The 26560-nt window shown below is 59.9% G+C and carries 35 protein-coding genes; 28 read left to right on the forward strand and 7 right to left on the reverse strand.

The window, feature by feature from the left end; translation table 11 throughout:
- Window positions 1-26 precede the first annotated feature (26 nt).
- The 8 genes from I8E17_RS00785 to I8E17_RS00820 all read left to right on the forward strand — a co-directional run bounded on the left by I8E17_RS00785 (window position 27) and on the right by I8E17_RS00820 (window position 4872).
- Complete coding sequence (locus I8E17_RS00785; protein WP_112605555.1) at window positions 27-233, forward strand: Cro/CI family transcriptional regulator; 207 nt, start codon at window positions 27-29, stop codon at window positions 231-233.
- 119 nt (window positions 234-352) lie between these two features.
- Entirely contained in the window at window positions 353-823 is a 471-nt protein-coding gene (locus I8E17_RS00790) for a phage regulatory CII family protein (protein WP_229002060.1), read from the forward strand.
- The gene (locus I8E17_RS00795; RefSeq protein WP_219511036.1) at window positions 820-1089 is read left to right on the forward strand and encodes a hypothetical protein; all 270 of its coding nucleotides are present in this window, start codon (window positions 820-822) and stop codon (window positions 1087-1089) included. The genes I8E17_RS00790 and I8E17_RS00795 overlap by 4 nt, the downstream gene beginning before the upstream one ends.
- Complete coding sequence (locus tag I8E17_RS00800) at window positions 1086-1745, forward strand: GcrA family cell cycle regulator (RefSeq protein WP_219511035.1); 660 nt, start codon at window positions 1086-1088, stop codon at window positions 1743-1745. The genes I8E17_RS00795 and I8E17_RS00800 overlap by 4 nt, the downstream gene beginning before the upstream one ends.
- Window positions 1745-3133: a helicase gene (locus tag I8E17_RS00805; protein ID WP_219511032.1), complete on the forward strand. Its 1389-nt coding sequence runs from the start codon at window positions 1745-1747 to the stop codon at window positions 3131-3133. The genes I8E17_RS00800 and I8E17_RS00805 overlap by 1 nt, the downstream gene beginning before the upstream one ends.
- Window positions 3130-4149, forward strand: a complete 1020-nt coding sequence (locus I8E17_RS00810; RefSeq protein WP_219511029.1) for a DNA methyltransferase — start codon at window positions 3130-3132, stop codon at window positions 4147-4149. The genes I8E17_RS00805 and I8E17_RS00810 overlap by 4 nt, the downstream gene beginning before the upstream one ends.
- The gene (locus tag I8E17_RS00815; RefSeq protein ID WP_219511027.1) at window positions 4142-4537 is read left to right on the forward strand and encodes a hypothetical protein; all 396 of its coding nucleotides are present in this window, start codon (window positions 4142-4144) and stop codon (window positions 4535-4537) included. Before I8E17_RS00810 ends, I8E17_RS00815 begins: the two co-directional genes overlap by 8 nt.
- Window positions 4537-4872, forward strand: coding sequence for a hypothetical protein (locus tag I8E17_RS00820; RefSeq protein WP_219511024.1), 336 nt, complete (start codon window positions 4537-4539; stop codon window positions 4870-4872). Before I8E17_RS00815 ends, I8E17_RS00820 begins: the two co-directional genes overlap by 1 nt.
- Window positions 4873-5018: 146 nt before the next feature.
- On the opposite strand, the gene I8E17_RS00825 is transcribed toward I8E17_RS00820, so the two are convergent.
- On the reverse strand, window positions 5019-5375 hold the full coding sequence (locus tag I8E17_RS00825; RefSeq protein WP_229002061.1) for a hypothetical protein: 357 nt from the start codon (window positions 5373-5375) through the stop codon (window positions 5019-5021).
- Window positions 5376-5965: 590 nt separating this feature from the next.
- Between I8E17_RS00825 and I8E17_RS00830 the strand changes: the two genes are divergently transcribed.
- From I8E17_RS00830 to I8E17_RS00900, 16 genes are all read left to right on the forward strand, one after another.
- Window positions 5966-7213 (forward strand): primase-helicase zinc-binding domain-containing protein, encoded by a 1248-nt coding sequence (locus tag I8E17_RS00830; protein ID WP_219511020.1) that lies wholly within the window; start codon window positions 5966-5968, stop codon window positions 7211-7213.
- Window positions 7214-8986 carry a phage/plasmid primase, P4 family gene (locus I8E17_RS00835; protein ID WP_113397437.1) on the forward strand — a complete coding sequence of 591 codons (1773 nt, stop codon included), beginning with the start codon at window positions 7214-7216 and terminating at the stop codon, window positions 8984-8986.
- Window positions 8987-9377: 391 nt separating this feature from the next.
- Complete coding sequence (locus I8E17_RS00840) at window positions 9378-10196, forward strand: hypothetical protein (RefSeq protein ID WP_219511018.1); 819 nt, start codon at window positions 9378-9380, stop codon at window positions 10194-10196.
- Window positions 10197-10316: 120 nt separating this feature from the next.
- Window positions 10317-10697, forward strand: coding sequence for an HNH endonuclease signature motif containing protein (locus tag I8E17_RS00845; protein ID WP_219511015.1), 381 nt, complete (start codon window positions 10317-10319; stop codon window positions 10695-10697).
- Window position 10698: 1 nt separating this feature from the next.
- A complete protein-coding gene (locus I8E17_RS00850) occupies window positions 10699-10953 on the forward strand; it encodes a hypothetical protein (RefSeq protein WP_219511014.1) in 255 nt (84 codons plus the stop codon).
- 232 nt (window positions 10954-11185) lie between these two features.
- The gene (locus tag I8E17_RS00855; RefSeq protein WP_219511012.1) at window positions 11186-11590 is read left to right on the forward strand and encodes a hypothetical protein; all 405 of its coding nucleotides are present in this window, start codon (window positions 11186-11188) and stop codon (window positions 11588-11590) included.
- 144 nt (window positions 11591-11734) lie between these two features.
- Entirely contained in the window at window positions 11735-12187 is a 453-nt protein-coding gene (locus I8E17_RS00860) for a phage tail tube protein (RefSeq protein WP_219511011.1), read from the forward strand.
- Window positions 12187-12591, forward strand: a complete 405-nt coding sequence (locus I8E17_RS00865) for a gene transfer agent family protein (RefSeq protein ID WP_219511010.1) — start codon at window positions 12187-12189, stop codon at window positions 12589-12591. The genes I8E17_RS00860 and I8E17_RS00865 overlap by 1 nt, the downstream gene beginning before the upstream one ends.
- A 20-nt stretch (window positions 12592-12611) precedes the next feature.
- The gene (locus tag I8E17_RS35265; RefSeq protein WP_257714001.1) at window positions 12612-12734 is read left to right on the forward strand and encodes a hypothetical protein; all 123 of its coding nucleotides are present in this window, start codon (window positions 12612-12614) and stop codon (window positions 12732-12734) included.
- A 39-nt stretch (window positions 12735-12773) separates the two neighbouring features.
- On the forward strand, window positions 12774-14639 hold the full coding sequence (locus I8E17_RS00870; RefSeq protein WP_219511009.1) for a tape measure protein: 1866 nt from the start codon (window positions 12774-12776) through the stop codon (window positions 14637-14639).
- Between the two features lie 35 nt (window positions 14640-14674).
- Window positions 14675-17989: a hypothetical protein gene (locus I8E17_RS00875; protein ID WP_219511007.1), complete on the forward strand. Its 3315-nt coding sequence runs from the start codon at window positions 14675-14677 to the stop codon at window positions 17987-17989.
- Window positions 17990-18026: 37 nt separating this feature from the next.
- A complete protein-coding gene (locus I8E17_RS00880) occupies window positions 18027-18659 on the forward strand; it encodes a hypothetical protein (protein WP_219511006.1) in 633 nt (210 codons plus the stop codon).
- Window positions 18659-18949 carry a hypothetical protein gene (locus I8E17_RS00885; protein WP_219511005.1) on the forward strand — a complete coding sequence of 97 codons (291 nt, stop codon included), beginning with the start codon at window positions 18659-18661 and terminating at the stop codon, window positions 18947-18949. Before I8E17_RS00880 ends, I8E17_RS00885 begins: the two co-directional genes overlap by 1 nt.
- Window positions 18946-19374, forward strand: a complete 429-nt coding sequence (locus I8E17_RS00890) for a hypothetical protein (RefSeq protein WP_229002062.1) — start codon at window positions 18946-18948, stop codon at window positions 19372-19374. The genes I8E17_RS00885 and I8E17_RS00890 overlap by 4 nt, the downstream gene beginning before the upstream one ends.
- Window positions 19340-19606: a hypothetical protein gene (locus I8E17_RS00895; protein WP_229002063.1), complete on the forward strand. Its 267-nt coding sequence runs from the start codon at window positions 19340-19342 to the stop codon at window positions 19604-19606. Before I8E17_RS00890 ends, I8E17_RS00895 begins: the two co-directional genes overlap by 35 nt.
- Before the next feature lie 105 nt (window positions 19607-19711).
- Window positions 19712-20128, forward strand: a complete 417-nt coding sequence (locus I8E17_RS00900; RefSeq protein ID WP_219511004.1) for a DUF1515 domain-containing protein — start codon at window positions 19712-19714, stop codon at window positions 20126-20128.
- Window positions 20129-20140: 12 nt separating this feature from the next.
- Here I8E17_RS00900 and I8E17_RS00905 read toward each other — a convergent pair whose 3' ends face one another.
- Genes I8E17_RS00905 through I8E17_RS00925 form a run of 5 tightly spaced genes read right to left on the reverse strand, consistent with a single transcriptional unit; the run spans window position 20141 to window position 22166 of the window.
- Window positions 20141-20326 carry a hypothetical protein gene (locus I8E17_RS00905; RefSeq protein ID WP_219511003.1) on the reverse strand — a complete coding sequence of 62 codons (186 nt, stop codon included), beginning with the start codon at window positions 20324-20326 and terminating at the stop codon, window positions 20141-20143.
- A gap of 1 nt (window position 20327) precedes the next feature.
- A complete protein-coding gene (locus tag I8E17_RS00910; RefSeq protein ID WP_219511002.1) occupies window positions 20328-20624 on the reverse strand; it encodes a hypothetical protein in 297 nt (98 codons plus the stop codon).
- Complete coding sequence (locus I8E17_RS00915) at window positions 20621-21358, reverse strand: SOS response-associated peptidase (protein WP_219511001.1); 738 nt, start codon at window positions 21356-21358, stop codon at window positions 20621-20623. The genes I8E17_RS00910 and I8E17_RS00915 overlap by 4 nt, the downstream gene beginning before the upstream one ends.
- Before the next feature lie 11 nt (window positions 21359-21369).
- A complete protein-coding gene (locus I8E17_RS00920; protein ID WP_219511000.1) occupies window positions 21370-21873 on the reverse strand; it encodes a hypothetical protein in 504 nt (167 codons plus the stop codon).
- Between the two features lie 53 nt (window positions 21874-21926).
- A complete protein-coding gene (locus tag I8E17_RS00925; protein ID WP_219510999.1) occupies window positions 21927-22166 on the reverse strand; it encodes a hypothetical protein in 240 nt (79 codons plus the stop codon).
- A 105-nt stretch (window positions 22167-22271) separates the two neighbouring features.
- Here I8E17_RS00925 and I8E17_RS00930 point away from each other — a divergent pair, with 105 nt between their 5' ends.
- Complete coding sequence (locus tag I8E17_RS00930; RefSeq protein WP_219510997.1) at window positions 22272-22451, forward strand: hypothetical protein; 180 nt, start codon at window positions 22272-22274, stop codon at window positions 22449-22451.
- Between the two features lie 154 nt (window positions 22452-22605).
- Here the strand turns inward: I8E17_RS00930 and I8E17_RS00935 are convergent, their stop codons facing one another.
- On the reverse strand, window positions 22606-23514 hold the full coding sequence (locus tag I8E17_RS00935) for a LysR family transcriptional regulator (protein ID WP_069611246.1): 909 nt from the start codon (window positions 23512-23514) through the stop codon (window positions 22606-22608).
- Between the two features lie 101 nt (window positions 23515-23615).
- On the opposite strand from I8E17_RS00935, the gene I8E17_RS00940 reads away from it, so the two are divergent.
- From I8E17_RS00940 to I8E17_RS00950, 3 genes are all read left to right on the forward strand, one after another.
- Window positions 23616-24842 carry an MFS transporter gene (locus I8E17_RS00940; RefSeq protein ID WP_069611247.1) on the forward strand — a complete coding sequence of 409 codons (1227 nt, stop codon included), beginning with the start codon at window positions 23616-23618 and terminating at the stop codon, window positions 24840-24842.
- Window positions 24843-24954: 112 nt separating this feature from the next.
- Entirely contained in the window at window positions 24955-25530 is a 576-nt protein-coding gene (locus I8E17_RS00945) for an acyltransferase (RefSeq protein WP_069611248.1), read from the forward strand.
- A 202-nt stretch (window positions 25531-25732) separates the two neighbouring features.
- Complete coding sequence (locus I8E17_RS00950; protein WP_229002136.1) at window positions 25733-26542, forward strand: transporter substrate-binding domain-containing protein; 810 nt, start codon at window positions 25733-25735, stop codon at window positions 26540-26542.
- Window positions 26543-26560: the final 18 nt, after the last annotated feature.

Raw genomic sequence — 26560 nt, forward strand, 5'->3', positions numbered from 1 at the left:
TTTCTAAGTTATGCTTATATCCGAGCATGCGAACGATTACTCCTGTTTTGAAACTGGTCTTTGAGCGCATCAGCGCGAGCGAGTTGGCTCGGCGGCTAGGTATTACGCCAGCCGCCGTCCTTCAGTGGGACCGTGTGCCCGTCAATCGCGTGATCGCCGTTGAACGAGAAACCGGGATTTCGAGGCATGTTCTGCGTCCAGACATCTACGGAACGATGGAGGCGGCGGAATGAATGGTTCGGCGTCTTCATGCGGTCCCCCTTGATCTGATGGGCTGACCGTACCCGCGCGCTCGGCGCGCTGCACCGAAAGATTTTCCGAAAATATTTCCTTGACTCTCAGGGAGGATGATTTGCGTTCAATTTCAGACAGACAGGCGCTGACGCTCAAGGCTTCGACGCGCCGCGCCGTCGATATGGCTGGCGGCGGCGAAAGCTTTCAGCACATGACGCGCGTCAATGGCGGTCAGCTCTCGAAGTATGGCAGCCAGGCAGAAGAAAAGAGCTTCATGCCGATCGACGTCGCAGTCGAGGCGGATCTTGAGGCGAACTCGCCGATCATCGTCAGCGCCATGGCCGAGATGCTGGGCTATAAGCTCGTGCCAAATGGCGGCAGTGTCGTCAACGTCTCGCTCAAGCCGGTCACCGTCAAGGATGCCCTCCGGATCGCCAACGAGGCGGCCGATGTCGTCAAGGCTATCACCGAAGCGCTTTCCAATGACGACCAGATTGACGGCGCCGAGGAGCGCGTCATCACACGTGAGATCGACGAGGCCATCTCGGCATTCCAAGACGTGCTTGGAAGACTGCGGGTGCGCGCATGATCGCCAAGAACTCCCGCTTCCGAGCCGTCATTGAAGAGGATTATCCGCGCGTCGAAGTGATCCTGGCTTATGTCGCCACCGTCGAACCTGACGTGCATCCCAATGCCGTGGCCTCGATGGTCTCTCAGGATATCACCGATGTCGAGGCGCGCTTCGATGTCGAAGGGCCGATCTGCTGGCGCGACTCGATGGGCACAGGCCGCTTTGAACGCGAGCAACGCCGTCGCGCGATTGCTGAGCGCCATGTCGCGAGGGCGCGCCGATGAGCTTCTGGACGGACGAGCGGATCTTGGCGGCATCCAAGATGTGGAAAGAAACCCGCATGAGCGCGGCGAAGATCGCGGCAAAGCTGGGCTGCCAGAGAAACGCTGTTATCGGTATCGCGCACCGCAGGCGCGACCTTTTTCCCTCCCGTCAGGTTGGTGGCGACTTCAAGCAATCGGCGCGCCCTTGGTCCAGAGAGGACCTGAGCACAGCCAGCATGCTTTGGCAGCAGGGCCGCAGCGATCAGGAGATCGCAAAGATCATGGGCGTCAAGCGAGATCGCGTCATCATGGCGCGGCGCACTCACTCTCAGATGTTTCCCGCTCGTCAACGATCAGTGCCGCCGTCGCAGGATCACCAGCCGCAACGGCAGACCAGCGCACGGTTGGCGTCACTCGGGCTGAGGGCAAGTGGTAGCGGCGTGGGTGACGGTGGCCGCAGATACCAGCATTCCGGGCAAGCGATTGACCCGAAGGCGGTAACTCCATTTGCCGCCCTGACAAGCCGGCAATGCTCGTGGCCCTTGACGAATTTCGAGGATGAAGACGGCCCGGATATGTCGTGCTGTGGGCGCCAGCGCCGAGGCTCGCCTGAAACAGGGTGGACAAGCTCGTACTGTGCTCACCACGCCGTGATCTCTTGCGCGAGGGCTGGTTGATGGGCGCTTACGAACGTTTCCTTGAGCGCAAGCGCATCCTCGATCCAGCGACAGGTATCGAAGGCACTTTTGAACTCCCCGATTTCATGATGCCGCATCAGCGCGACCTTACCGGCTGGTCCCTGCGGCGCGGCCGGGCGGCGATCTTTGCCGGGACCGGGCTCGGCAAGACGCTGATCGAGCTGGTGTGGTCACATTGCGTATCGCAATATACCGGCAAACCGGTGCTGCTGCTCGCGCCACTCGCCGTGTCGCACCAGCATGGAACCGAAGCGGAGAAGTGGGGTATCGGTGCCCAGGTCGTCGATGCCAGGTCGAGCGGCTCGATCGACATCAGCAATTATCAGAAGCTCGATCGCTTCGACCTCTCCGCTTTCGGTGGCGTCGCGCTCGACGAAAGCTCGATCCTCAAGAATGTCGACGGGCACTATCGCACCAGGCTCATTCAGGAATGCGCCAAGCTGCCGTTCCGCCTCGCTGCGACGGCAACTCCGGCCCCGAATGATTTCATGGAACTTGGCAATCACGCTGAATTCCTGGGCGTCATGTCTTATACCGATATGCTCGCCACCTTCTTCGTTCACGATGGCGGCGACACCAAGGCATGGCGCCTCAAGGGGCATGCGGAAGACGACTTCTGGAAATGGATGTCGTCATGGGCCGTCATGCTGCGCAAGCCTTCCGATCTCGGCTATTCCGACGAGGGTTATGACCTTCCGGAGCTGCGCTACCATCACCATACGGTCGCGGCGGAATTCAAACCGAGCTTCGAGACCGGAACCTTGTTTCCGATGGAAGCGCGCACGCTTTCGGAGCGGTTGGCGACACGGCGCGACAGCGTCGGCGGTCGGGTTGCCAAGGCTGCCGCGCTGACGCCGAGCGACCGGCCTTTCGTCTGGTGGTGCAACCTCAATTCCGAAGCCGAGCAGCTGGTCGCCGCCATTCCAGGCGCGGTCAATCTTGCCGGCTCCGATACGGATGGCGTCAAGGAACGGAAGCTCAAGGATTTCTCAGCGGGCCGCATCAGGGTGCTGGTGACGAAGCCATCCATCGCCGGCTTCGGCATGAACTGGCAGCATTGTGCCGATACCGGTTTCGTCGGGCTAACGGATAGTTTCGAGCAGATCTATCAGGCCATTCGCCGCTTCTGGCGGTTCGGCCAGCTTTTCCCGGTCAATGCGCATTTCGTGGCCGATGAGCGCGAGGGCGCCGTCGTCGCCAACTTCCGCCGCAAGGAAGCAGACGCCGACCGCATGGCGGCGGCGATGGTGCGCCACATGGCCGATCTTTCCAGCACGCAGGTGCGCGGCCTTGTCCGCGACCGTCCGACCTATGCGCCGACGCAGCGCATGGCAATCCCGACATGGCTCAAGGAGATCGCCGCATGAAGAAGGCAAAGACCGTCGACCAGATCGTCAATGATCGCTACGCCATCTATCAGGGCGATTGCTGCGATCTCATCAAGGGGCTGCCGGATGCGAGCGTCGATTTCGGCATTCACTCACCGCCTTTTGAAGGGCTTTTCAAATTCTCCAATTACGACCGTGACATCTCGAACAGTGAAGGCGCGGAGTTTTGGGAACACTACGGGTATCTGATTGCCGAGCTACTGCGCGTGACAAAATCCGGCCGGCTGCATTCGGTTCACTGCATGCAGCTGCCGACGAGCAAGAACCGCGATGGCTTCATCGGCATGCGCGACTTTCGCGGCGAGATCATCACAGCCTATCGGGCGGCGGGGTGGATCTTCCATTCCGAAGTCTGCATCTGGAAAGATCCCGTCGTCGCGCAGCAGCGGACCAAGAGCCTTCGGTTGCTGCACAAGCAGATCGTCAAGGATAGCACCCTCTCGGGCATGGGGCTCGCGGATTATGTCGTCACCTTCCGCAAGCCGGGCGCGAACCTCGTGCCCGTCGACGGCATGTTTGACCGCTTCATCGGCGAGGGACTGGATATCAGCCAGGATGGCTATGCGGAATATTGCCGTATCGGCCGCCTCGAAGATCCGGAATTCAAGCCGTGGCCGATGGACATGTGGCGTTCCGTTCTCGTCTGGCAGCGCTATGCATCACCGGTCTGGACGGATATCCGCCAGACGCGGACGCTGCAATATCGCGGCGCGCGCGACCATCAGGACGAGCAGCATATTTCGCCGCTGCAGCTCGACGTGATCGAGCGCTGCCTTGAGCTTTGGTCGGCGCCGGGCGAGACGGTGCTGACGCCGTTCCTTGGCATCGGCTCAGAGGTCTATTGCTCCGTCGACATGGGCCGCAAGGGCATCGGCTTTGAGCTGAAGCCATCCTACTTCCGTCAGTCCGTCCGCAATCTCGCCGAGCTCGACAAGCCTCCGGAGAATCGCTTGTTCGAGGACGAGGCGGAGACGATGGAGGCGGAAGATGCCTGACGCGATCCGGCTTTACCTCGTGACGGAATGCCCGGAAGAGGCGCTGGCGCGCACGCTGCAATGCGCGACGACCAATGCGCCTTCCTGGGTGCGCGTCGTCAGCGATCCGGAGGATATCCTCAAGATCCCGAACGGCGCGAAGTGCATCGCCGTCTGGTTTTCCAGCCGCAAGCGCATGTCGCAGGCCGAGCTTGCCTGGCGCGAGCGTCGGCTGATGGACGGCGTCATCGGGCTTGAAGACGGCGACTGGCAGAAGCTGGAAGCATGGATATCCCGCAGGCGGATATCCGCTGACGAGGATATTCCCGAAAAAATTCAGGATATCCCGAGCACGATCACCCCGAAACCCGAGATCCGCAACCTTGTGCAATCGCAGAGGTGGACCTGATGTTGACCGCTCCCCGCCGCAGCCCGCGCGTGCTGCTGATTATCGCGCCGAGCCTATACGAATGCTACCACGCCGCCAAGCAATGGGGCCTGACGCCGGGGCAGATCGAGAACTTTCGCAATGTGACGAAGGCGATCGAGCTGCGCGGTGTCGTGCCCGGCACGCCTTTCATCTGCATCAACCGCGATAGCTGGTCGGCGACGCCGGAAGGCTTTGAACTCGACCAGGCGCTGACAGCGCTGCAGCGGCTCGGGCGCGTGCGGCCGATGGGTGATGACGACCTGCCGAACTATGCCGCGTTTCATGACGTACCGTTGCGGGAGGCTCGTGCGTGAATGTGGATATACGTCCCCAACACATCAACCTCCTCTCCATTTGTACAGGGGGGGGTGGGCTTGATCTCGGCGTCGAGCTGGCAATTCCAAGCGCTCGAACGGTTTGCATGGTCGAGAGGGAAGCCTTCGCAATCGCGAATTTGGTTTCAGCGATGGAAGCGGGACTCCTGGCTCCGGCGCCTATCTGGAGCGATGTCAGAACCTTCGACGGCAGACGCTGGCGTGGATGCGTGGATGGGCTCATTGGTGGCATCCCGTGTCAGCCACATAGCATTGCGGGAAAGAAGCGCGGGAGCATTGACGAGCGAGATCTCTGGTCCCCAACAAGGCGCATCATCGTTCAGGCGCGTGTACGCCTCGTCCTCATCGAAAATGTCGGCGGAATGCTCTCGGCGGGGGATGACGAAGTCGCTGGCGCCGCGCGCGTTATTCGAGACCTTCGAAAACTTGGTTTCGAGGTTGAGGCGGGATTGTTCACAGCGCAGGAAGTTGGTGCGCCGCATGTCCGAGAGCGCATCTTCATTCTCGGCTTGGCCGACACCGGCAGCGAGGGACTACAAGGGGGCGAATTCGTCCGATCACATGGAGAATGGGAAGGGAAAGAAGCATACCGGCCAGCTTCCGAACTTTGTGGCCCATCTTTGGGCCACCCCAACAGCATCAGCAAACTCGAACCGGACTACGAAGATGGCTCCATCGCACGGCCGAACTCACGGCATAGTGCTTGCTGGTCAGGCGGCGGATCTATCGCGGAACTGGATGACGCCTCGGTCGCACGAAGTGGGTCAATATCAGTACAGCCGGAGCAACAAGGCAAATCCAGTAGCAACCTTGACCGGCCAAGCCTTTTCCCTCCCGGTCCAGCAGACACAGAAACATGGAGATCAGTCCTCGAACGATCGCCGCATCTTGAACCCTCGGTTCGTCGAATGGCTGATGGGATGGCCTCCCATGTGGACGAGCTCAGGATGCTCGGAAACGGAGTTTTGCCGCTGGAAGCAGCATATGCGCTCCGCACTCTTGCGGCTCGGATTGCCGCCAGATCCCCAGCCAGAGCATCCTTCCTTATACGAGCTATGGGGACTGAAATAGAATGACGGACCCTATCACCCTATTCATCGAAGAAGCCCGCTCGGTTACCGTCATAGAGGCGGCCGTCGCGCTCGGTATCATCGCATCCGACAAGGTGACGAAAAACCATGCCGGCCCATGCCCATATTGCGGCGGCAAGGATAGGTTCTCGATCAGTCCGTTGGCCGGGGCCTTCAACTGCAGGCAATGCGGCGGCAAGGGCCGGGACGGCATCAGCCTCATGGCGCTGGCGAACCATCACGATACCTCGACGCGCGAGGGCTTTCTTGCCGCCTGCGCCGATGCGCTCGGGCAACCGGTTCCAGATGAGGCGCAGCGCGAGAGCGAGGCGGATCGGCATGCGCGACTCGATCGGATCGAAGAGCGCAAGCGCATCAACAAGGCCAATGCCGAAAAGGCGAACAAGGACCAGGACTGGTTTCGCCAGCGCGAGGTGGAGAAGGCGCGCGGCATATGGCTGCGGGCACCTGAGTATCCGGAAACGGATCTGCTGCGGCAATATCTTTACCTGCGCACCGGATTTCAGATGCATGACGGCGTCTTTACCAATCTGAGGCTTCTGCCGAGCAGCACCTATTGGCACGGCAAGGATGGGCGCGGCTTCGAGATCGCGCACTATACCGGCCCGGCCATGGTCGCGCCCTTCGTGAACCTCGATATGCGGATTACCGGCTGTCACCAGACATGGATCGACATTCGCCGGGCGCCGAAGTTCCGCGCGGATCTCGGGGCCGACGAGGACGGCAATCCACTACCGGCAAAGAAGATGCGCGGCACGAAAAAGGGCTCGTTGATCCCGCTCTTCGGGCTGATGGCGTCGGCGCGATGGGTTGGCGGTGAGGGGATCGAGAACGGCCTTGCCATTGCCGGCGCCGAGGGCTTTCGCGAGGATACGTTCTATTACGCGGCCGGCGATCTCGGCAACCTTGCCGGGCCGGCTGATCCGAAATCGGCCTTCGCGCATCCGACGCTGACAAAGCAGAGCACCAACGGCCGGACCATTCGCCAGCGCGTGCCGGGGCCGGTTCCAAAAGCGGATATGGCGCCGGACGAGGCCCTGCAGATCGCGGACCACGTCACGCAGCTCGTGCTGCTTGCCGATGGCGATAGCGAGCCGGTGTTTACCGCCTCCGCCATGGCGCGCGCCGAAGAGCGCTTTTCGCGGGATGGACGCGCCATCGAAACATGGTGGCCGCCGGAAGGCGCGGACTTTTCCAAACTCATGACATCGCATTTGATCGGGGCATAGATGACTGACAAGCCGAATAGACCGACGCTGCCGGAGGCGGTCGCGAGAAAGATGGCGGAGGCTGCGTTGCAGCGTTCCGGAAAGAACCCGGACCCCTTGCCGATTGCAGAGCCGGAAATCGCAGAGCCGTCCTTAAAGCTATCTCCGGAAGAAATACTGGAATGGTGCGCTCGCGAGCCCGAGACCGATATTGGCAATGGCAACCGTTTCCGCATTCGCTATGGCGACGATATTTTGAACGTGGCGCGAGTCGGGTGGCACGTCTATGACGGAATGCGGTTCAAAGAGGATGAGGACGGCTCCGGTGTGCGTCCTCTAGCTCAAAGAACGGCGGAATTCATCGAAGATGAGGCTATTCTACTGGATGCGACGGATGACGAGCGGGCCAAGATTGAGGCTGGACGACTGGCGCTCGCCGAAATGAAGATCCTCGGAAAAAAGGCCAAGGATTGGGACGCGGAAAAGCTTGAGGAATTTGAGAAGCTTCAGGCGACCATCGAGGCGATGGATGCCGCCGACAAATCACGCAAGGGCCGCATATCCTCCCGCCACGCGCATGCCAAAAGCTCGGCCGGTACATCGAAGATCAACAATATGCTGACGGAAGCCGCGCCACACTGCGCAAAGATGGTCAAGGATCTCAATACCGACCTGTACGCCATCAACACCATGAGTGGCACGCTGCGTTTCGTTCGCAGGGACGGGCGATGGGCCGCACGGCTCGATCCGCACCGCCAGGAGGACTACCTTACCAAGCTGGCGCCCGTCACGTTCGATCCGGATGGGATACCCGTCACCTTCGAGCGCTTCTTTCGGGAGGTGATGCCATCAGACGACATGCGGCGGTTTCTGCAGCGGTTCTTCGGCTATTGCCTTCTAGGTCTCACAACCGAGCATTGCCTGCTCTTCTTTTATGGCGGCGGTCGAAATGGCAAATCCACGCTGGCGGAGCTGATGCTGGATGTGCTCGGGGACTATGCCGTTTCCATGTCGATCGACAGTTTTGCCGGCGATCAGCAGCGCAAGGGCTCGGACGCAACACCAGATCTTGCCCGCCTCCCCGGCGTGCGACTGGTGACGGCCGAGGAGCCGGAGCAGGGCGTAAAATTGAAGGGCGCGCTGATCAAGAAGATGACGGGCGGCACGAAGATGGATGTTCGTCGCCTCAATCAGGAATTCTTCGAGCTGACGCCGCACTTCAAGATCATCATCTCCGGCAACCATAAGCCAGTCATCATCGACGATTCGGATGGCATGTGGGCACGCGTCCATATGATCCCGTTCAACGTCCAGATCCAGAAGACGAAGATAGATCGGGAGCTGCCGCAAAAGCTGAGAGCCGAGAAAGACCTGATCTTCGCGTGGATGGTGCGAGGCGCAATCGACTACCTGGAGCATGGTCTCAATCCACCAACTGAGGTGGTTGAGGCGACCGATGAATATCGACAGGACAGCGACCCGATTGGCGATTTCCTGCGCAATGGCTGCATCATTACTGGAGCCGCGGAGGATAGGGAGACGCCAGGATCGCTGTTTGACGCGTTCAAGGTTTACGCGAAAATCAACGGTCTTCCGGAGTTCCAGCAGGCGACGCTGACACGCCGATTACCTGACCAGGCGAAAAAGGATTGGGACGCTCCAGATGGCACAAAACGGCAATTCTGGAAGGCGAGATCGAACGGCACGATCTATTGCGGCATCCGCATCAAGGATGAGTATCGGCACGCCAGCGGCGGTTACAAGCGGCACGACGATGATCCATTCCAAGACTGACTTTCACCCGGACCCCCTGAATGGACATCGCGGGCAGCGTTCCGCTTTGCTGCCTTGTGTCCATCCAAGGGGTTCGGGCCGGACGGCTAGGACAGATAGAGGCGATGATGTGGACATCAATAACGAGGCATTGGGCAGAGATTTGTCAATGAAAACAATGATTGGAACGCTAGGGCAGCAATTTCCGCATGTCGCTATGCGCGCGCGTAGTAAAGGGTGTGGGGCACTGTAACGACAAGCAATTGCTGTCTTCATGATGCCGCGTCGAAATACCTGTCCTAGCGTTCCAATCGTTGTTTTTATTGAGTTATTTCAGTCCAGTTACTGATCTACCTGTCCAAGTGAAATTGCTTGCTGTCCTACATGTCCAAGTGATCAAAAGAGGGTGAAAATGAAGAAGATGATTGGTATCGAAGCCCTTTTGACCTGGGCCTTCGTTGAGGAACTGCCGAAGGTTGAAAGCGGTTCTGTCGGACCGAGTGCCGCTCCGTCCGTCTGGCAGATGATGTTTGACGTGATCACGCTTGGCACCAATATCGACAAGAGCCCGAACGGCTATGGCGTCGTCGGCAACTTCGTGAACATTGGCGAGCCGCATCCCGACGCGCTGATCGTCGGCAATGCGGTGCGGGCGCTGGCTGATCGCAACGGCTACGAGATCATGAGCGGTTGGTGGCCGTTCCCTGAATGGGATGATCCCCACGGTGTCATTCGCGCCGAAGTCGACCGCATCGCCGCAGAGCAGGTCTATGAGCGCGGCGGGAGGCTGAACGGCCGCCATATCGTCACGCTCGTCACCAGCGCAGCGATCCTGAAGCGCGGGCCGGACTGGACAGCGGAACAGCCGAAGGTCGTCACGGTGAAGAATGGCGGCAAGGATGCCTGGTTTATCAAGCGCTATGCCAAAGACGCCTTCGGCGGCACGATCGAGTACGAGGACAATGGTTTCCATGTGAAGCGCCAACGGCCTATGCGTGGTGCCTACCGTAAGTATCGGCTTGCAGATCCGATCAGATCAGCGGTGATTGCGCGCCTCGAATGGCAGCTCTGGCAATCTGCGCTTGAAGCGCTGCACGACTCGCTCTCCGGCGCTATGGCTGCCCATGATTTGCTTCCGTTCTCCCCAAATCGCCAACCGTGGGCACCATCGCGCAGAAGCGCACCGAACGCTCAAGCTACTGAAAATGCAACGGAAACTGCAGTGAGATAGCCGCTTGACACGCGGCACATGTTTGGTGCACATTAAGCACACTGTAAAAGGTTAGACGAAACCCGCTAGGCGAAAGCCCGGCGGGTTTCGCGTTTCTGGGGCCGCAATCGGTCGAGGTTCATGGCAAGGCTATCGTCTATCAAGCCGCGTCTTCAGGCGCTCGGCTCACGCATTGCTGCGCCGTCGATATCGACCAGGCAGGAAGCGGAAGCGCAGCGCCATCGTGAGCGTGACCGCACGCAGCCATGGCGCGCCTGGTACAAGACGGCTCGTTGGCAGAAGCTGCGCATAAGCGTGCTGGTCCGCGATCTCTTCACCTGCCAGATGAAGGGATGCGGTCGCATCGAGGCTGACACATCGCAGCTCGTGGCAGACCACAAGACGCCGCATCACGGCGACGAGGTGTTGTTCTGGGATGAGAACAACCTGCATTGCCTGTGCAAGCCCTGCCACGACAGCCTGAAGCAGAAGCAGGAACGTCAATCGTTTCGGAGTTGGTGACATGCAGATTGCAATGATCGAAGGCGCGACCCGCATCATCGGCAAGAGCCAAGGCTATCTCGGTTTGCCGATCAGGGACGAAGCCATCAACTGCACAGTTGGTGGCGAAGGCACGCCATGCATGGTCACCGCATGGCAGCCGACGCCTGACGAACTTGCCCGCCTCAATGCGGGCGCATCTGTCCACCTCCGCCTCCTCGGTACCATGCACCCACCTGTCATGGTCGAGGTCGGCCAGGTGCCCACCGAAGCCTGATGCAGTGGTCGATGATGATCGTATCTAGTTTCAAGCTGGAGCGGGCTCGGCCCCGTTGGTGACGCGATGGCCCTGACAGGCAGATACCGATATCGCCTGGGTTGGCGACGACGTCTCATTCTCCAGGTGGAGCACACGTTCAAAGCATCTACCTTCTTCACGTGCCCACGGCCCGGACGGGACCTCACCTACGACGCTACCGAGTAGCGCGACGCTACCATCGAAGATCTTCATGAAATCGACAGCGCCGGCGACCTCGAAACCACGATGGGCAGAGATCGTCGCAGGCGGCGATGCTGGTGGCCTTGATGACCTTTGGGGCCTCGCTCTCATCGGTCGGCACAAAGTGACACGGCAATGGCTGCTCTGGATAAAGGCCTGGTGCCATCCGACCGTCTTGGAAGCTCGCAAGAACATCGCGGAGCTATTGAACGGCTTCGCTAAAGAAGGCGGTGATCTCGTCATCTGTGATCGACCAACGCAGGATGCGGAGGAGGCTGCAGCGATCATCGCTCGTGTCCGCGACGCGGGTCTCTTGCCGGATGACGGCGGCGTTGGTGTCGATGCGTGGGGCATAACCGCACTCGTCGAAGAGTTGGCCGTGCGGGAAATTGTCGATCCGCAAGTGGCCGCGTGATGTCGTTGAGTACGCGGTGAATACGGGCCGCGCGGAACGCACCGTGTCACCCCGCCGCAGCCGCCCAACCACCTGATTGCAACCGGGCTACTCGCCCATTCTTCCGCTGGCGTTCGCCGGCGCGATTTCCCATGGAGAAAGCCAATGGCAAGAGCAGTTACCGAGAATTTCGCGGAAATGGTGCTGGAGGTCGAAACGGAAGTGGCCGGCACTTTCGCTAGGATTTGCGGCCTCACGTCCCGCAACGTCAATCGTGCATCGAATATGAGCACGAGCGAGGTTCCCGATTGCGACGACGAGGCGCTGCCCGCCGCCGTGGAGCGCGCCGTCCAATCGCAGGAAGTCACGATTTCCGCGACTGGCGTATGGGCGAAGCAGTCGCACGGCATGATGACGGACTGGTGGTACAGTGGAGCGACCAAAAATATCCGCATCGGCCACCTGAAAGCTGATGTCGGCGAAACGCAGTACGAGACCGGCCCGGCCTACCTGGTCAACCTCAACAATACGGCTGAGCGCGGCCAGAAGGTTACGGCTGAGATCGACATTCAGTTCGACGGCCTGCCGGTGCGCACCGCCGCCGTGGCTGGTCCCTGATGCGTGGCGTCGATCTTACATGGGCTGGTGGCGAGCACACCTTCCTGCTCGGTCTCGACCTGCTTCGCGCCCTTGAGGTGAAGTGCGACGCCGGCCCGATGCATATCCTGCAGCGCCTCTCATCGGGCCAATGGTATGTGGATGACATCATCGAGACCATTCGTCTCGGCTTGGAAGGCGGTGGCCTGCCCAAGGATGCCGCTCGCAATCTCGTGAAACGCTACATCGGCCATGACGAACCTCTGACCTCCTTCGTGCTCCTGGCGAGAACGATCCTTATGGCAGCGCTTTACGGCGCTGAGGATGATCCGCCGGGGGAGTCGAAAGCGGGGGAGAACCAGAGTCCGACCCACTCCCTCGCGGAAAATGGCGATGGTCCCGCTTTTACAAGTGGGGTGGAGTAATCGGCCGCGACATCGGCTCGATGACCTTGTGGGAGTTTTCCTGCGCTGTTGAGGGGTATCGCCTCGCCAATCGCACCAAGGACGATCCTCCGCCCGGCATGGACGAGGATCGCCTCGCTGAACTTGGTATCGACGGTTTCTAGCCGTCGATCCGCAATCCACTGGCCGCATGGGGTCTTGCCTTGGCAACTGATATCGAACAGCTCATAGTCTCGCTTGAGGCGCGCACGAAGACATTCGAAAACGCGCTCAATCGATCGAATTCGCTGGCCGCCCGGAATGCCAAGGCCATCGAAAGCCGGTTCGCCGCGTTGAACAAGAATGTATCGGGTCAGCTCGACGGCCTTGCCTCGATCGGCGTCAAGGCTTTTGCCCTGATCGGCGGCGCGGCCGGCGGAAAAGAGCTGATCGATTCATCCATCAAGATCAGCAATGCGCTGAAGGTGACCGGGCTTTCGGGCCAGCAGCTCACAGATGTCTATGACAAGCTGTTCGCGTCGGCGCAGCAAAATAATACGCCGCTGGAAACGCTGGTCACGCTCTATAGCCGCGCTTCGATGGCGTCGAAGGAATTGCATGCCAGCCAGTCGGATCTATTGAATTTTTCCGACAAGGTGGCGCTTGCTTTGCGTGTGCAGGGCTCTTCGGCAGAAGAATCGGCGGGCGCGTTGCTGCAGCTTAGCCAGGCGCTCGGAAACGGGACCGTTCAGGCGGAAGAATACAATTCCCTGCTCGATGGCGGTCGTTCCATCCTGCAGGCGACGGCGGCCGGCTTGAAGGAAGCTGGCGGCTCTGTCTCGGAACTGACGAAGCTCGTCAAATCGGGAAAGGTTTCGTCTGAGGCCTTCTTCCGCGCCTTCCTTGCCGGCGCACCTGTCCTTGCGCAGCAGGTCGCCAGCTCCGAAACCACGATATCGGGGAGCTTTGTCCGACTGCAGAACGTCCTTGTTGATGCGGCCGGAAAGTTCAACAAATCCGGAGAGGCCTCGAAGACCTTTGCCGCGTTTGTGGACGAGGCCGCCGGCACGATCAACGCAATCAACTTCGATGCGCTGTTCGGTCAGATAGACAAGCTCTACAATAAGTGGATCAGTCTTCAAAACGCCATCAGCAACAGCGGTCAGAACTTCGGCGAAGCAACCGGCCTGAACAACGTCGGCAAGTGGATTGCCGGCGCCATCAATGGCGACCAGACCGCCGCAGATCCGGGAACAGGCAAACTCTTCTATTCGACCAAGGCTGTCACTGATCGCATCAATGATGCCTTCAGTAACGCCGGCCAATCGCAGGACAATGCTGCGCTGACCGCCGACGCCATTCGCGCCAGCCTGACCGGGAAAACAGCGATTGCCGCCAGTAAAGCGGGTCCGCGCCTGCCGGCCGACCCGAACGCCGGCAAAAAAGAGGATAAGGTCAAGCCGGTTACCCTGGCGGATTATCCGGTCACCGGCCAGAAGAAAGGCGGAGGCGGCGGTGGGTCAAGCGAGGATGAGTATCAGCGAGAGTCGCGGAAAATTCAGGAGCATACCGATCTTCTGAAGGCGCAAACGGCCGCGCAGGAAAAGCTCAATCCCCTGGTGAAGGATTTCGGCTATCCGAGCCCGCCCGCCACAAATCTTGCGTATGCGGCCGGAGACTATCAAGGGCGAACGATCGATACCCGCGTGCGCGTCTTCGACGATGACGACGGAACCTATTTCTCCGATCCGCTTCATACGGTCGTCGGGGTTGATAATGCCGCCTGCGCGCAGCCGACCGTGGTCAGTGTCCATCTAGAGCCCGGAATTTCCGGCTCCGGCGCGCAGCCGGCGACGATCGACATAACCTTGACGGCATCCGAAGTCAGGGCCGCAGCCATTCGGTTTCAACGGAATATCGGCGCGGGCTTTGTCACGCTCTCGCAAGTCAATGTCCGGCCAGGGCAACAGGTCCATTTCGCTGATAGCTCGGGCGCAAGTGGCACCTGGCGGTTTCAGACGATCACTAGCGACGGCACGCCAGGTGCTGCGAAAGACTACGACATAGTCATAAATCACAGCGGCAGCTGATCGATTCTACTCTCATAAAAATCGGGGCAATTGCAATGTCGGGTTACACCAAAACGGCAAACGATGTGTTTGCGGGATATGATGAGGAAGGCCGCGCACGCCGCGTCTTAAATCAAGATGCCCAGGCCTGGGGTGAGGAAGTTCAGGAGAACATAGAAACTACACAGACCAGTCTGTCGGCGTTAGAGGCCATCGTCGACGACCTGCAGGCGTCTGGATCACTGATCAGCCCGGACGATCTGCCGAGCGTTGGTGAACGGTTCGATGACTGCAAGGCGCTCAATCTCAATTTTCCGGTGTCTGGCGCAACGGTGATCCTGTCGAGCGAGGGATATCCGATCGGCTTCAGCATTCCCGCCAATTCGGACGGCCGTTCGGCAAACATCTCCACATATCCCCTCTCGGACGCGAAAGAGATTGCCGCTCTGGCGGGAAGGACAATTTACATCACCGCCGTTTTCGATGCGACGGCGGGATTTTTGTCTCGCGCTCCGCTGAGTACAGCATATGTCGATATCGGTCGCGGCCAGGGTGTTACCGGCGGCGCACTGGTTTCCGAGAAACAGATTGGCGGCACTCTGACGAGAACGGTCAGCTATACCGTCGTCGGCAATGAGCCGGCGATTGGGCTGATAGCGCAGGTTTCGCTTGCGGCCGTCGCTGCCCCGTCAATTGCGTCGTTGACCCTGCGATCGGTGACATATCGCGTTGTCAGCACCCCGGATGCGTCGTCGGGTTCGGAGAATATTGGCCTTGCGTTGCGCGGCCTGGCACAGTCGCGCTTTGGGGCCTCGCTTGCCGCTGAGAAGTATGAAGGCGTCGGATCGCTCGCAAGCGGGCTCTCTTGGCTTCGCGATTCCGAGACGAACAATATCGTTGGCTGGTCTATTCCGGCCGGTACTCCTGGCGGCTTCACCTATATCAACTGGATCTGGTATCCGCAGGATGACGATGCTCGTTATCTCGGCGGCGCCAATATCCGGGTGACGATCTTGCTTGAGACGTCGCCGGATTATGCGCGCGTGATTACCCCTTTGGTCGGGGCATCCCTGCGTCCAACGGGCGGCGGCTTTCTGACCAATTACCGCGTTCTTTCGCAGCAAAGGTCGAGTACCGTCCGCGCCTATATCGTTGAGGGAACAACCGTCGCCGGCGTCGAGCAATTCGTCGTTACTCTTCAAAATGGCGTACAGACGGGCGGTGTCGTCAGCGGCGATATGGTGACGTTGACGACGGATACCATGAAGATCCTCGACGTTATCGTGGAGGTTCTGGATGCGCCAATAGCCGGCATCACAGGTGCGGCAGCGACTGCGCGCCTGCGCCATAATCTCTCAACCAGGCTTTCTGCCCGCAAAACCCGTCTTCGTTCGAGAGAAAAGGGCGCAACGGTCAAGATCGCTCCGGCTGGCGGCGACTTCACCACGATTGCGAGCGCCATTGCCGGTTCGCCGGCTGGCGTACGCTTTACAATCGATGGCGCCGGTAGCTATAGCGGCTCTAATTATCCTTTCTTTTATCCGAGCATCGATAATCTGGAATTCGCTGGTGTTGGTTTGCAGAGGCCGATCCTCGCCTTTGCTCTTCCGGCGAATGCCTCGCTTGCAAGTATTGCGAACGATTCGACAGTAGACCTCCATAATGAGATCACGCTCCGCAATCTCAGGCTGACCGCCCAGAACGCCCGATACGTCATTCATGCCGACAGCATTAACACGCTTTTTGGCCGTCGCCAGGTTATCGAAGATTGCCACTTGGAGCATTTGGGCAATGACGCTGCCAAGGCCTACCAGGATGCGAACGGCGGTAGCGGATCTTTGGTCTGGAATAATTGCAGCGCGATCGGGGCCGGTATTAGCGATGGCGGCGGTCTTGAAGTGCGCCGCTCGACGCTGCTCGGCTATAATTTCGATGCCTTGCACTGCCACAATTGGGGACTGGCCGCCGCGCCTGTCACGATCGATATTGAGGGCAATGACCTCGATCCACGCGCGGCGACGCCCGGCTCTACCTTCGCGTCATTCTATTGGGCAAACATCGGTTCGCTTCAGAACGATGTCGTGCGGCTCGTCGGCAACCGCCTTGGCGGTCCGGTGGTCTTGGGTTCATGGCCATGGATGCCGACAGATCCGGCAAAGGTGCCCGCCAACAAGATGTTGGCGACGGTTACCGGCTACGGCAATACGCCGGCTCCCTATGTGCTCGACGATGATTTTTCTCGCGCGCTGCGGATCACGAGTGCAACCACTGGCACGAGCTCTTCAGTAACCGTCTCCGGAACCGGGGCGGACGCGCTCTTTGGCGGCACGACGACCGTCGCCGGAGCGGCAGGCCTTGCCGGTGGCGTCTACGGGTTCCTTGACGTGGGCGATCACCTGATCGGACCGAATGCGGACCAGGCGGTAACGCAGCTCGGCAAGCGCCTTGGCGACTGCTCGACCACAGCGAAGACGCTGACCGTGCTGATAGACGGCGCAACGACAAAGACGGTCACCTTCAACAGCGACTATCGCGCCGTTGCCAATGCCACGATCCTAGCGTCGATCAACACCGCGCTCGGCAGCTCGGCCGTCGCGGATCTCTTCAATGTCAACGAGCTGTTCCGGCCGCGCTTCACCGACGAGGAGGAGCGCGTCTATAATTCCAGTGCGACCACGATCCTGCGCAAGACGGCCGTCGCATGGGCAACGACCGGTCGGCCTGGCGTGCGCACCATGACCAGCACGGATGCAGCTCGCCTGTTTGCCGGTATCGCCTATGAAGATATCCGGCCGGGTCAGTGGGGCCGCGTGAAATCCAAGGGCGCGGTTCGCGTGTCGATGGATCTATCGCGGAGCGACAGCGTGGCGTTCGCGCACGGCGATATGTTCGGTGTCAGCGACGCCTCCGGGCGGTTCGCCGTTGGCGCGACGATCCCGCTGCTCATGGCGTTCAATCCGGCCGACGTGAGGTTTATCGATTGGTCCCGCTCCGATCCCGCGACTGACAACGTCGCGGCAGCCTGGACGGCTTTCTCGCCAACGATCCGTTCGCAGAACGGCACGCTCACAACAGCCACTGTGACGGGAAAATACAAGAAGGTTGGCCGTCAGGTTCATTTCCAGATAACGGGCAGCGTTGCGACCAACGGCACGGGCAGTGGTGCGATCATCGTCGACAATTTTCCTGTCGCGAGCGGTCCAGAGATCTTTACCTATGTCGGCCGGGAAACCGCGCTCAACGGCAAGTCGTTGCTCGGTTATATGAACCCCGGAACACCCACCATCCTCATCACCAACTATGACGCCTCCTATCCCGGCACCAACGGCATGGCCTTCGCCATGAACGGCACTTACGAGTCCGTCTCCTAGTCGGCGCTCATCTTTCATCAAATCAGGATCAACTATCATGGATCACGCGAAATTCTTCGCGGCGGTGCGCGCGTCGCTGTTTGGCGGCCGCCTGTCGCCAGATCAGGTCAACGGCATGGAAGCCATTCTCGACGAATGGCAGGCCAAGCCCGTCGATAACCGCTGGCTCGCCTATATGCTGGCGACGGTCTATCACGAGACGGACAGCACCATGTGCGCCATCTCGGAAAACCTCAACTACTCGGCCAATCGCCTTCGCGCCACATTCCCGAAATACTTCAGCGCCGCGCAGGCGACCGCCTATGCCCGTCAGCCGGAGCGGATCGCCAATCGCGCCTATGCGAACCGCATAGGCAATGGCGACGAGGCGAGCGGCGACGGCTGGCGCTATCGCGGTCGAGGCCTGGTGCAGATCACCGGCCGGGACAATTACGCCAAATACGGCATTGCCGATCATCCGGACATGGCGCTCGATCGCGTCAAGGCCGTCGAGATCCTGTTTGACGGCATGATCAATGGCCGCTTCACGGGCAGGAAGCTCGCCGACTTCTTCAGCGGCACGGCCAGTGACTGGATCGGCGCCCGCAAGATCATCAACAGCACGGATCGCGCCGCCGATATCGCCGGCTACGCCAAGAAGTTCGCCGCTGCGATCGAGGCGGCGCGCTGATGGCGAGGAAGAAACACGGTGAGCCCGCATGGATGTGGCGGCGGGTGATCATCTTTCCTGTCGTCTGCTGGGCCTGCTACCAGCTACATCTGCTCATCAGCGCGCCTGATACGCGCGTCAATGAGACGATCGCCTATGGCTGGATCATGCTGATCGCGATCCTCATCCTTGGCTATACCGGCTTCGCCACCGTGCAGGATGTCATCGCCATCTGGCGCACCGGCCGGGCGCTCCCCTACCGCGACGATAGCGCCGCGCCGGCCGATCCGCCGGATATGGAGGTGAAATGATGTTCGGCATACTCGACTATCTGAAAATTGGCGCCGGCGTAGCTGTCGGCGTCCTACTCACCTCGATTTATTGGACCGGCCTGCCGATCCTCAACGACTATCCCATCCTCAAGGCCGTCCCGCTAATCGGCGACATTGCCGTGGGGCGCGTGCAGACGGTGAAGGACGAGGCGCTGAAGGGCTATGTGCTCGAAAGCGAGAAGACGACAGCGGAAGCCAAGACGGCAGAGTTGGAACGCCAGCGCAACGCCGCATCCCAAGCCCTAGAAGAGGCCAGAAAGCGCCAGGCGGCCGATGATGCCGCCCAGCTTACCAAAGACGCACAAACCGATATCGAGATCGCCGACTATGAAAAGAAGCTCGCTGCTGCCGATCGCCAGTGCCTTGTTGATGACGCTGACGTTCAGTTCCTGCAGTCTCACTGACCGGCTGGAAAAGGCATCATCGGAAAGTGGTGTCATCGCGGCTGGCACCAATCTGCCGCCGTTGCCCGATGATTGCCGGAAGAAGGAGCCGCATGCCGCCGTCAGGGTAGGCGACGAGCTGCGCTCCGTCGTGGTGAGGGAGCGTAGCGCCCTCGATCGAGCGAATGCGCGTGGTGAGCGCTGCGCGTCGTTCTACGATGATACCAAGGCCAACTTCGAGAGGCATCCGTGATGCCTGCGCGCGTGAGCCTCATCCTCTTCGTTCTGTCGACAGGCGCGTTCCTTTGCGTGATCGCGCCCGGCCTGATCTCCCTCCTGCAGTGAAAGACAGAATTGAATGCCGACGCAAAGCGATCTCCTGCACGAAATCGTGCGCACCCTCGGCCGCCTGGAAAACGGGCTCGATCGGATAAGGGAAGATTTTCAGGAGGAGAAGGAAAATGCTCACGAGAGCCGGGCCGTGATCCATAGACGGCTCGATGAGCAAGGTAAGCAGATTGCCAAAACCGAAGAGACCATTGCCATAGCCGGCTTTGTCGACGCTCAGATCCGCGACGAGGTGAAAATCCTTCAGGAAACCGTTACTAAAAACCACAAGGAAGTCGAGCCGGCCCTTTCGGAATGGCGGCGCATCAAGCTTCTCGGTACGGGCGTCGGTGCACTTCTTCTATTGTTCGGGATCTCTGTCGGGTCGCTCATAGTTTGGGCGAGCGACACGGCTTCTGCGATCGTCCGGCACTGGCTGAAACTTTGAGGATGGCACTGATCAGCCTCTCGGCCGATCACCATATCGCGGCTGGCGATAGTCCAGCCAGCGATGCTCGAAGCAAAACCACTTTGTCTCGCCCTTGCCGATATCGTAACCGAAGCCGCCCCATTGTTTGCAGCCGGGATGCTCGCACCAGTGATTGACGTGGACGGTATCTATCGGGCGCTCAAGTTCTTCGGGCATCTCAGTTCAGATCACCCTTCGGAACGCCGCCGAGCGACCCCGCCATATTCCCCGCGAAGTTCTCCAGTGTCTTCATGGCGTAGGCAAAGCGTGTCTCTTGCGCAGCGCCTGCAGCTTTCGAGGCGGATTGGAGATCGCGTGCGACGTTGCCGAGCACGCGTCCGACGAAACCCTTTATGTCGCCGGTGCTTGAGCCAACGGTGCCCAACAATTGCGCGATAAGCAGCTCGTGCATCACGCAGCGGCCATCGAGCTCGGCAACTCGTCTTTCCAGTTTCCCTATTCTATCTTCGGTCATTGTTCTTCTCCTGCGGTTTTCACGGCTGGTAACAGCACCAGCTCGTCATCTGGCAAGGGCCGCTGAAGCGCCTTCGCTTCCTCCCATGGTGCGGTAAGCCAGGTCTCGACCTCATCCTGATTTCGCAGGATTGCGGGCATGGCCTTCTGATGGATAGGCCCAACGATCCCATTCGGTTCCGTCGTCAGGAAGCCATAGAGGTCGACGGTAATCTCTCCCTCTTTCACCTTCCTCACGGATCGCCATTGCGGCACCCATAGGCCCGCAAAGAACATCAGCGGCTCGTCCGCGCTGCCTGCGAACCAGGCGTTCGGCGTCCTCCCTCCCTCGACCTTGCTTGCCGGATCTGGCTCGGCGAACCGCGTGAACGGCACGACGCAGCGGTTTGCCACGCCAAGCCATCGCGCCCAATGCTTGCTTGATGTGTTGCGGACGTTCGTGGTGCCGCCATCCGGCTCCATCCTCAGAAGCTCTTCGAAGTTCACTTCCTTGCCTTTGGCGCGCAGCTTGTCGGCTCGCTTCGTGGCGGCGTCGAGCTGCGCCTTTTGAGACGACGGCAATCCCCAGCGAACCTTCACCAGTTCTCGGCCGGCCGGTGTGTTACGAACAATCGGCCCCATCTGGTCGGGATAAAGATCGAGCTCCGGCTCAAGATTGCCGATGTTGTCGATCATCGCTCTGCTGATCTGCCTGATGGCCTCCTGGTTCGTCGTCACATTATAAAGATTGCACATGGTCTTTCCCCCTAATCCCGTGGCGGCGAGCGGACGATGATCTTTGCCGAACCTTTGACGCCGCATTTTTTGCAGACAAGCTTGCCGGCGGCGGCAGAAATCAAGGCATCCTTTCCCAATGATTTCTCAAGTCGCTCTCGATCCAGCTCGTTTTTCCGTCCGCAGCTGCAATGCACGTAGAGCCTATGCCATCGGCTCAGATCGGAAAAGCGAAGCTCTTCACGTTTCCGCTCTCGCGGATCGATGTAGCCCAACCGCTTCGCCCATTCGTCCGGCGAGAAGTGAAAATGCATCCTGCATCGGTCATAGAACGCGTTCTCGGTGCGATTGCACCCCAGCGACTTCGCGACAAGCGGTGGAAGGGAGGGCATCGTCTGATTGCCATACTCTTCCAAGAGAGCCGATGGTTTCAGCCGCTTCAGGATCTCGCAATCCTCGCAGATGAAATCGACCGTTTCCCCCTTATGATCTGCAAGCGTATTTGGTGGGGAAGCAGCAGGTTCAGTGTTGCGCACGTCTCCGCTCCCGCCGGTTCGGCGGGCCTTTCTCATCAAATTTTCAGTCTATCTCAGGCGGCGTTCAGGTCGGCGATTTCGCCATGCTTCGCGAGCAGCCGGGGCGACGACATATCGCCGGTCTCCTCGTCGACCATGACGGCATAAGCCGCAACGCCAACAAATCGGGAAGCCATCGAGGCCGCGATCTTCTCTGCGGATGGAACGCTGGTTGCCTGGCGCATCTCGCCCGGAACCAAATTGCCACGGTTCTTTCGATACGGCAGGATGATGAATTTCTCGGCGGTGCTCATGGCGTCTTCCTCAATTTGTTCTCAAAATGTTCTCATTTTCGAGAAGAGTCAAGCGCCGGGACAGCGCTTCTGGATTCGCCGCGCGAAAGCGTGTTATCGTGAGGCATGAGAGAACGCTATGCCCTGGTCGAAGATGACGACGGCACTTTCGCCATCGTGGACGCTCGCACCTACGAGGTGATCGAGCGGGCCGGCTTGATTTTTGAGAGCCTTTCTCCTGATGTCGCCGAAGGTCTCATCCCGTTGCTAAACGAACTCGACAAGCACAAGAAAATGCCGAACTAGCAGTCCGCGCCGTTTTACAGCCCTATTGATACTAAACGGCTTTTTCTCGCGCGAACGGCGGAGTTTTACAGCTAAGTGCTTGAACTATAGGTTTTAGGTCGAGCTTCCCAAGCTGAATACGAGGGTTCGATTCCCTTCACCCGCTCCATAGTCTTCACGCCAGAAGCGGTCTCTTCGTTTTCAGCGTTTCCTTTAGCGCTTCCCCAAAAATTGCGATCGGACGGGCAAGCCGCCCCGCCGGCGGGCGATGTATCATCCAGTTGACGACTTTCGGGCTGAAATCCGGTGCCTCGACGATCTCGATGGCATCGTGCCAGCGGCTGTCGGCCAACGCGGCGGGCGTGATAACGCCGATGCCGAGGCCGCGAGCGACCAGCGACATGCGCAGATCGGCGCTCATGGCCTCGACGCCGACGTCGAAGGGCAGGTGTTCGGCTTCGAAGCGATGCTGAATGAAGGCGCGAAAGCCGCAGCCGCTCTGGTTCATGATCCAGGGGAAGCGGGAGAGATCTTCCAATTTCGGTTCCTTGGGGACGCCCAGCGACGGTGCCGCGACGAGAATGACGGCATGGACTCCGAGCATCTCGCCGACGACATTGTCCGGCGGCTGCAGCCCCTCTGCCAGACAGACGGTGGCCGCATCGAGCTGACTGTGCGCGACCTGTTCGATCAGTTGCGGCGACCAGCCGGTGACGATGCGCAGCGTCAATTGCGGAAACTGGCTGCGCAATTCGTCGAGCGGGGCCGATAAGGCCGCTTCGGAGAGATAAGGCATGATCCCGAGACGGAATTCGCCGCCGATCGTGCCGCCGGGCGAAACGCCGGCCTTAAGATCGTCGAGCGAGCGCAGCACCCGACGGCCATGCTCATAGGCCTCGCGTCCCGCCGCCGTCGGTCGCAAGGGCTTGGACTGCCGATCGAGGAGAGCGATGCCGAGACTGTCTTCCAGGTTCTGTATGCGCCGGGTGATGCCGGGTTGGGTCAGATTGATGCGCGCGGAGGCGGCAACGATCGAACCTGTTTCCACCACCGCGACGAAGGCTTCCAGGTCATGAATGTTCATGCTGAACTCGCATAATCATTATTAGTTCATTTCAGTTGTCGCATTATGCAACAAAGCGATAATGATGGCTATCTTTATTATCAGAAATTATTGGAGAGATCATGTCGCAAGTCCCGGAATGCATCACGAGCGAGCCGGAGGAAGAGGTTTCCGCAGCAACGGCTGCTCCCTCGACCTTGTTGTTCGCCATCGCGACCGGTGTCATCATCATCAATCTTTTCGCGCCTCAGACACTGGTCGGCATCATCGGTCCGTCGCTCGGCTTTTCCGAAAGCGGTGCCGGCCTGGTGGCCATGGCCTCGCTGCTCGGCTATGCCGCCGGCCTGTTCTTTCTGGTGCCGCTGGCGGATCTCATGGAAAACCGGCAGCTGGTGTTGCGCATGCTCCTCTCCGCATTGGCCATGGCCGTCGCGGCCGCCTTCGCGCCGACCGGCTGGAGCCTGTTGATCTTCCTCTTCCTTCTGGGAGCGGCCTGTTCCGCCATCCAGATCCTCGTGCCGATCGCGGCAGCGATGGCGCCGCCCGAACATCGCGGCCGGGTGATCGGCAATGTCATGAGCGGCGTCATGGTCGGCATTCTTGTCTCACGCCCTTTGGCGAGCCTGATTGCCGACTTTTGGGGCTGGAGAAGTTTCTATGCGCTGAGCGCCGCAACGCTTGCGCTCCTCGCCGCTGTGCTTGCCTTACGCCTGCCCGAGCGGCGCCCTCTGATCAGCGCGAGCTACGGGGCCTTGATCGGTTCGCTCTTCAAGCTTTTGCGGGAGGAGCCGGTGCTGCGGCTGCGCGCCTTCACGGCAGCCTTGATGATGGCGAGCTTCAGCCTGTTCTGGACTTCCGTCGCACTGCGTCTGGCGCAGCCGCCATTCTCGCTCGGCCAATCCGGCATCGCGCTGTTTGCCCTTGTGGGTGCCGGTGGCGCTGCGGCGACCTCCGTCTTCGGCCGTATGGGCGACAGGGGCTGGACACGGACGGCGACATTGGTCTCGCATCTGATCGTGCTTGCCGCGATGGCGCTGGCCGCCTGGGTGGGTGGAATACGCTCGGGTGGCTCCGTGGCCTTGTTGATCCTTCTGGGCGTGAGCGCCGTCCTGCTCGATGTCGGCGTCACCGGCGATCAGACGTTGGGTCGCCGTGCCGTCAATCTCCTGAAGCCAGAGGCGCGCGGGCGGATCAATGGTCTGTTCGTCGGCATCTTCTTCCTCGGCGGAGCTCTCGGATCGGCGCTCGCCGGCACGGCATGGGATTTCGGCGGCTGGGCTGCCGTGTGCGCAGGGGCGGCGGGCTTTGGCGTGATTGCATTGATCACGGGTCTTGCTGCGCGCACCTGAGCAATGCAAGGACAGCACTTGTGGCTGCGCTGCCGCATCGCCATCTGTAGCGCATTCAGGTGGCCGCCAGACAAGTATGCAAAAACAGGCGCCTCTTGTCAGGAGCGTCGGAATGCGTGGAATAGCATGGTTTTACAGGCTGAGGGCGCTCTTTCGAAGCGGTGCGCTGAAGATTGCCCGCAGCACGAAAGTACCTCTCGGCACCAGGATCATCTGGCGGCGCGGCGATGTTCGCATCGGTGAGAGGGTGCATTTCCGCAAGGGAGTCGTCATCGATGCACAGGAAGGCAGCATCGAGATCGGCAATCACGTCTCCTTCAATGATTACAGCATTCTGCTGGGCCGCGGCGGGATCGTCATAGGCAATGATGTACGCATCGCCGCGCATGCGATGATCGTTTCCTTCGATCACAATTTCGATGATATTTCCCGCCCAATTCGTCTGCAGGGCGTGACGAAGAAACCCATCGTCATCGAAGACGATGTCTGGATCGGAGCAGGCGCCAAGATCCTCGGTGGCTCCCATATTTCCAAAGGATGTGTCATCGGTGCGAATGCCGTCGTCAAGGGCCGGACCAAGCCCTATGGCATCTATGTCGGCGCTCCGGCACGGCTGCTGAAACGGCGCGGGGAGGCGGGCGGCACCCGATCGGCAAAGATTGAACGGCTCGTCCTGCCGAAAAAGTAAAAGGCTCGAACGCCGCTCATCCCGGAGCCGCTTCGACCATCAGTAGGCCGCGATATTCCCCCTGCGGCATGACTCTGCTACATCGGATTCGTGAAACCAGAAATGTGCATCCACGACCGGAGGCCGGATCCAGACCATGCGTGTTTGCCTTTCCTCGATCATGTCGGTCGCCCGGCATCTTGCGCTTACGGCCTTGATCGCCATGTCCTGCACCCTGCCGCTTGCCGCTCAGGAGACGAAGCCGCAGAGCCTGCCAATCCTGTTCGATGCGCGTGAGCGCCTGCCGAAGCCGGATCTGTCCTCGCTGGTCAGGTTGCGCTTCCTGACGTCGATCGACTTTCCGCCCTTCAATTTCCTCGATCAGAACGGCAAGCTCACCGGCTTCCATGTCGAGCTGGCGCGCAAGATCTGCGACGAGCTGGCAATAGCGGACAAATGCCAGATCCAGGCCTTGCCCTTCGGCGAATTGCAGGGCGCGCTTGCCGCTTCGCAAGGCGATGCCGTGATCGCCGGCGTTGCAGTCACGCCCGAACTGCGCAAGACCTTCGCCTTTTCACGGCCGTTCCTGATGTTGCCGGCCCGTTTCGTGCGCAATCTCAAGGCGTCGATCGGCGGCACGACTGCTGCCTCGCTCTCCGGACACCCCGTTGGCGTCGTCAAGGGAACGGTGCATGAGGCGATGCTGACGGCCTTCTTCCCGGCGATCAAGCCGATGCCCTTCGATGACAAGGATGGGCTGCTGGCCGCCGTCAAGGACGGCAAGATCGATGCGGCATTTGCCGATGGCCTGCAGCTTTCCTTCTGGGTCTCGTCGCCGGCGGCGGAAAAATGCTGTGCCCTTTTCGACGGTCCCTACCTGTCGCAGCAATTTCTCGGCGAAGGCATGACCATCATGCTGCGCCAGCAGGATGCCGATCTGACGGCCGCGATCAACCACGCGCTTGCCACCCTTTCGCGCGATGGCAGGCTGCAGGAAATCTATCTGCGCTATTTCCCTTACGGGCTTTACTGATTAGCGCAATTTCGGAAA

It is taken from the genome of Rhizobium sp. AB2/73 (assembly GCF_020871915.1).
Lineage (GTDB): Bacteria > Pseudomonadota > Alphaproteobacteria > Rhizobiales > Rhizobiaceae > Rhizobium > Rhizobium dioscoreae.